Source organism: Streptococcus sp. GMD4S, from assembly GCF_000296955.1.
Map to the genome: position 1 here is coordinate 1 of NZ_AJRE01000293.1, position 940 is coordinate 940.

General features: G+C 53.6%; 1 protein-coding gene. It reads left to right on the plus strand.

What is annotated here, in order from left to right; genetic code table 11:
* A partial coding sequence (locus tag GMD4S_RS13065) for a hypothetical protein (RefSeq protein ID WP_192808346.1) occupies window positions 1-940 on the plus strand: 940 nt, incomplete at both ends.

Sequence of the window (940 nt, forward strand, 5' to 3'; positions counted from 1 at the left end):
AATCAGCATCGGTAAGCTCCAGCCAATCCGCTTCAGCGAGCGCGAGCCAGTCTGCCTCAGTAAGCTCCAGCCAGTCAGCATCTGCAAGCTCGAGTCAATCGGCTTCATTGAGTGCCAGTCAATCAGCGTCTGCAAGCTCCAGCGAATCTGCATCAGTTAGCTCAAGTCAGTCAGCTTCAGCGAGTGCAAGTGAGTCAGCTTCAGCGAGCGTGAGTCAGTCAGCGTCATTGAGCGCTAGCCAGTCAGCTTCAGTAAGTTCAAGCGAATCGGCATCAGTAAGCTCCAGCCAATCAGCGTCAGCAAGTTCGAGTCAGTCCGCATCGGTGAGCTCAAGCCAGTCAACTTCAGTGAGTGCTAGTCAATCTGCTTCATTGAGTGCCAGCCAATCGGCGTCTGTAAGCTCAAGCCAATCCGCCTCAGCGAGCTCAAGCCAATCTGCATCATTGAGTACAAGTGAGTCAGCATCAGTAAGCGCCAGCCAGTCTGCGTCCGTAAGCACCAGCCAATCCGCTTCAGTAAGTGCAAGTCAGTCCGCATCGGTAAGTTCAAGCCAATCCGCTTCAGTGAGCTCAATTCAATCCGCCTCAGCGAGTGCTAGTCAATCAGCGTCAATGAGCTCAAGTCAATCCGCATCGGTGAGCTCAAGTCAGTCAGCTTCAGCAAGTTCGAGTCAATCGGCTTCAGTAAGCACCAGCCAATCTGCTTCAACGAGCGCAAGCCAATCAGCCTCAGCCAGCGCGAGTCAGTCCGCTTCGGTAAGTGCTAGTCAATCAGCCTCAGTAAGTGCAAGTGAATCTGCATCAGCGAGCTCGAGTCAATCAGCGTCAGTGAGCTCGAGTCAATCCGCTTCAGTGAGTGCTAGCCAATCCGCTTCAGTAAGCTCGAGCCAATCTGCGTCGGCAAGTTCGAGCCAATCCGCTTCAGCGAGCGCAAGTCAATC